Here is a 5,230-nt window from a genome sequence, read left to right as displayed (position 1 = left end):
TTTTCCCTCGAGGAAAGGCACCTCAAAGACCTTTTCATGCATGATCGTCCCGTGGCCGAAATAACCCTCCTCGCCGAACAATTCGCCGTGATCGGCGGTAATGGTGATGTAGGTGTTTTTCGGCACAATATCAAACAGTCGCTCGATGACGCCGTCGATAAATCGCACTGCCGCAATCTGCCGCTCGCGCAGCTCGTCGAGCTGTCGTTGCGTGAAAAACGGCACCTCCTCCCCCTCATCGACCAGACGGCCGCCGACGACCAGATCATCCAGATGCTTGAAAACGCCGTGCACGCCGTGAATGCGCGGCCATTGGTTCTCTGGTTCGTCGGGCGTCGCGTAGGGATAGTGCGTTTCGCCCACATTGAGCAGGTAAAAGCACGGCCGCTCTTCGGAAAACGTCAACTCATCGAGCATGGCGGGCATGTCGTTGTGGCGCTCCATCAGCTTATAGTGGTCAAAGCCGACGTTGAGGGGCGTGCTGGGATTGAGAACCGGCAGCGAAACCAAGGCATGCGTCCGATATCCCAGCCGATTGCGCATAAAGAGCGGCAAATAGAGATGCGGCACCAGGCTTTTGAACTCGAATTCCGTTACCCCGAAGCGTTCATTGAATTGGATAAAGTCGCGCTTGTAATACTCGGAAGCGTGAACGCGTTTGGGACTGGTGTGCGGCATCAGCCCCATCAGCATGTTGTAATGCGAAGGAGCGGTCCACGAGGCATAGGAATATCGCTTCTGCACTTGGCCCAGTTTAGGCATGGTCTTGGGATTCGCCTGCAGAAACGAGTCATAGCGGCAGCTGTCGAGGACAATAAGCAGGTAATGATTGGCTCCTCGGATCGCCGGGCCGAGCGGCGACGGCTCCGGCCGCCGGTAAATTTTCTCGTTCGGCGGTTCTTTTTTGCGAAAAAGTCGCACGGGCACCTCTTCAAGGATGAACGTATGGCCTTTTACAATCGGGAAGGACTTGGGCTTTTGCGAAAGATCAAGACCCGCTTCATCCCCTGTAAAGCATAAAGTTGGAGGATGGCTTCGCCAGGCCGCTTCCCGCACCGGTTTCCTGAACGAAACGATACCTTTCAAGCCCACGGTGTCCGGTTGAGGAAATATACGGCTTTTGGGAACGAGAAAAAAGAAGCAAGTCGGGCGCTGTTGAAGCGCCCGACAAATTTTAGAACTCGCTTTGCAGTCTGAGGATGATGTTGCGGCCCGGCTCGACGGTGATCGAGCCGCGGTTGGTCGCCAGATGATTGCGGTAGGCGCGGTCCAGTAGGTTCTCGACGCTCACGAAAAGCCGCGAACGCAGGCCGCCGAAACGGATCGGCATGGAGGAAACATAGAGATCGAACACCGCGCTTCCCGGCGTGCCCCTTTCCCACGACGCGATGCGTTTCTGGTCGCCGTAAACCGTGGCGACGAGCTCGACCGTCGCCAAGCGGCCCAAAGCCGCCTCGAGTCCGGCGCGCGCGCTTGCCGGCGGGATAAGCGGCAGAGGCTCATCCAAATAGGTGTCCTGCCCATGCACGTACGCGGCGCCGGCGGTTGCCCGCAGCGAGCGCGTAAGCGGTGCATTCATCTGAAAATCAAAGCCGTACAGCTCGGCCGAACCGACATTGGTCTTTTTCAGCGCCTGGCGGCCCTCATAAATTGCCGGCGCTTCGACGACCATATCCTGAATGCGGTTGATAAAGGCGTTTGCCGACAACGACGCCTCGCCGTGATAAAAACGCACGCCTACATCGGCGAAAAGTCCTCTTTCCGGCTTGAGCTGCGGGTCGCCGATCTTGACCAGATTTCCCTGATCGATGTACTGATACCGCTCCTCGAGGTAGGGCGAGCGGAAGGACCGCGCGGCCGTGGCGGTCAAATCAACAGAGCGGCTCACATGATACAGCAGGCTGAGGTTGCCGCTCCAGGAAAAGTTTTCCACTTTTTGCGCGCTCCACAGCGGGAACTGTCCGGCCGGCGCGTCGTTGCGGACGCCGTCGACGACTTGATAGAGCGGCTGCATGGCCGCGTCGTTGTCGACAAAGATTTTATCGACGCGACCGCCGAGCGTCAGTTTCAGGCGATTATTCAGGACGTTCGGGAATTCGTTTTGCGCGAACAGGCCGACGCTGCGATAGGTCGCCACGGGAATCGGCCGTTCGACGGTAATCTGGCTGATGCTTTTCGCCACTTGGCCTTGGGGATTCAGCACGTCGATGCGTGCCACGCGGTCGCGGATGCTGTCGAGGCGCTTCTGCCAGGCATCGACGCCCGCGATCAGATGGTCTTTACCCAAAACCCAATCGCTCTGCAGCAACACGCCGTCGGTTTTGTGGGTGGCGCGCGGCAGAATCGACAACACGTTCATGACTTTTGCAGGCGTTCCGGGCACCTGCCGGACGATGTGCGGCAGGTTCTCGACGTCCCGCAGAATATCCTGCCGAAAATAGCGCAGCGTGACGCGGGCCAGCGAGCGGCTCAAATTGCGGCCGATGTACTCGACGCTCAACAGATCGCGATTTTCGCGCGGATAGCGCACTTCCGAAATGTCGGGAAACAGCGGATAACCTCCCGGAATGCCGATGTCCCGGCCGCGGTATTGTTGCCAGTTAAGTTTCAGTTCGTGATTTTCCAAGGGACGAAAGCCGATGCGGGCGGCGTAGCTGTCGTCGTTGTAGCGGCTGTTGGGCAGAACGCCGAGCGGCGTGCGGGCATCATCGGCGCGGCGGCTCTGGGTCGAGAGCTTGGCGTACCAAAACCTGCCGCCGGTATGAAGGCGGAGCGCTCCCTGGGAAAGGTCGTTTACGCTGCCGTATCCGGCCGTCACGGCGCCGCGGAGATAAAAGCGCGAGTCGTACCAGCCGTCGCGGGTGATGACATTGACCACGCCGCCGACGGCGCCGGTGCCGTAGAGCGAAGAGGCCGCGCCCTTGACGACCTCGATGCGCTCGACGTCGCTGATGTCGATCATCGACAGGCCGGCGGTCAAGTCGTTGGCCGTATCGATGCGGTTGCCGTCGATCAGGGTGACGATGTTGCTGCGCGACAAGCCGCGGATGACGACGTTGGACCCCCAGACGCCGTCGCGGGTGACGGCCAGGCCGCTTTCACCGCGGACCGCCTCGGCCACGTCGCGCGGAGCGGTGACGGCGATCCGCTCGCGCGTCACCGCGCTCATCGGCACGGCGATGTTTTTCAGGGACTGCTCATAGCGCAGGCTGGTGACGACCACCTCGCCGGAGGAGATCGGCTGCGGCGTCAGAGTAAAGGTTGTTTCCAGGACTTGATCGAGTTCGAGCGGAATTTCGTGCTGCAGGCTCCGGTAGCCGATGTAGCGGATGATGAGCGTCGGCCGCGTCTGGTCGGTTGTCAAGACGAAGCGGCCGTCGCGGTCGCTGACGGCGCCGAGGGTCGTGCCCTCCAATTGTATGTTGGCGTTTTCCAACGGGCGCTGCGTTTCGGCATCGACGACGCGGCCGCGGATTTGACCGGCAGAAACGAGACGAGGCGCAGCGGCGGGCAAAACGATCGCCGCAATCAGTAAAAAGTTGTAAAGTGATTTGAAAAGTGAGGAATCAAGCGGGCCGAAGCCGGCGAAAGGCCGATTCGACCGCAAAGAGCGGGTAAACATGGCGTAACCTCCTTGATGTCAGGATAAATCCCTTCATGTTAGAGTGATTTGTGACAAAGTAATTTAACAATATTTTCAATATTTCAAAACGAAAATGTGAAAATCGGAACAGCTGCACGAGTGAATTTTTGTCGTTCAACGGTTTTTTTTACGACGCTGCGAACGTAAATTTTTCGGGCAGGTGCAGTTTGGTGCCGCGAAAGATGCAAGGTCGAAAGTCGAAGGTCTAATGTCGAAAGTCCAAAGCCGAAGGTCCGATTGAAAATGTGCTGAATTGAATTGCGCGCGGTTTTGCCTCTTCGCAGAACCGTTTTTAAAATTGCCGATGCAGAGCAGTTTTGCGTGAGTTCAAGTAAAAAGTGCAACAGTTATTCATGATCTTCTACAATAGTCCCGGGACTAATGAAGTTAAGAAAAAAATGAAAGCTGAGGCACTTGAAAAAGAAATACAGGCAATTGACCTACGAACAGAGTGGAAATTTACGCGCATCGCAAAACCGGCTGGACTTGCTCTGAAATTGCCGAGCTGATAGGCGTGCACAGATCCAGGGTCAGCCGGGAGATCAGAAGAAACCGCGGACTGAAGGGTTACCGTTTCAGACAGGCGCATAAAAAAGCGCTTTTAAGACGCCGCAACGCCGGCAAAAAGATTCGTTTCACCGCCGAGATCAAAGCCGAGGTGATCGAGCGATTGAAAGACGACTGGAGCCCAGAACAGATCAGCGGTCGTCTTAGGGTTGAAGGCAGACCGTCCGTCAGTCACGAGACCATTTACCGCTTCATTCTCGATGATCAAAGACAGGGCGGCGAATTGTACCGGCATCTCAGGCTCGGCAGGAAAAAACGGCGCAAGCGCATAAAAACCAAGGACCGCCGCGGACAAATTCCGAACCGCGTATCCATTGACGACCGTCCGACCGTTGTTGACGAAAGGGCGCGTACCGGCGACCGGGAACTCGAGGCAATGATCGGCAAAAATCATCGGGGAGCCTTGATTACCACCGTCGAACGAAAAACCGGGTTCGCGCTCATCGGGCGGCTTCGGCGCAGGGCGGTTCTGCTTGTCTCCGAACTCTCATCTCACAAAAGTATGGTGCCTACAATTTTCGAAGACGGCAGAGAACTCGGAACCTCAGGCAATCGCCCGACTGCTCGACGCCGATTTCTTCTTCGCCCGCCCAGACGGAACGTAAGAACAATGCCTCCGGGAAAACGCAGACGGCCTGATCCGACAGTACCTGCCGAAAACACCGGTTTTGAGGATCTTGACAAAGAACGGATCAAAATCATTCAGGACAAACTCGACAACCCGCCGAAAAAATGTCCTGACCATAAGACTCCGGCCGACCTCTTCATTAATTCATCTGCCGCACTTGGAACCGGAACTCACCTAATTATGCATTTAATTTATAACATATTAAATATTTATATGTAAGTTAATTTAGCGTTGTTTAAAGTTATCGGGATTTCCTAACTTGCTGCAGTTGCACAACTAATCCATTAAGGAGGAAATCCCATGGTCATTCACAAGAGAACCAAGCTGACGCCTTTGCAGAGAGAGGCTCTTTACAAAGACCGATATGAAAATCACATGAGAATTTGTGATCT

The 5,230-nt window shown here is 56.0% G+C and carries 3 protein-coding genes; all 3 read right to left on the bottom strand.

The genetic code is table 11. The annotated features are described in order from the left end of the window. Window positions 1-762 (bottom strand): sulfatase-like hydrolase/transferase (locus tag ONB24_15455; GenBank protein MDZ7317507.1); only part of this gene is annotated, 762 nt, incomplete at its 3' end. 412 nt (window positions 763-1,174) lie between these two features. Beyond that, window positions 1,175-3,622 (bottom strand): TonB-dependent receptor, encoded by a 2,448-nt coding sequence (locus tag ONB24_15450; protein MDZ7317506.1) that lies wholly within the window; start codon window positions 3,620-3,622, stop codon window positions 1,175-1,177. Window positions 3,623-4,244: 622 nt separating this feature from the next. Then, the gene (locus ONB24_15445) at window positions 4,245-4,604 is read right to left on the bottom strand and encodes a hypothetical protein (protein MDZ7317505.1); all 360 of its coding nucleotides are present in this window, start codon (window positions 4,602-4,604) and stop codon (window positions 4,245-4,247) included. Window positions 4,605-5,230: the final 626 nt, after the last annotated feature.

The organism is candidate division KSB1 bacterium (assembly GCA_034505495.1).
Classification (GTDB): Bacteria; Zhuqueibacterota; Zhuqueibacteria; order Residuimicrobiales; family Krinioviventaceae; genus Fontimicrobium_A.
The sequence above is the reverse complement of the archived record's forward strand: the minus strand, read 5'-3'. Positions and strand labels throughout refer to the sequence as shown.

What these genes read in the sequence shown, in the direction of transcription:
- ONB24_15445 (MDZ7317505.1), bottom strand. Translation starts at nt 4,604, where the DNA reads ATGATTTTTGCCGATCATTGCCTCGAGTTCCCGGTCGCCGGTACGCGC.
- ONB24_15450 (MDZ7317506.1), bottom strand. Translation starts at nt 3,622, where the DNA reads ATGTTTACCCGCTCTTTGCGGTCGAATCGGCCTTTCGCCGGCTTCGGC.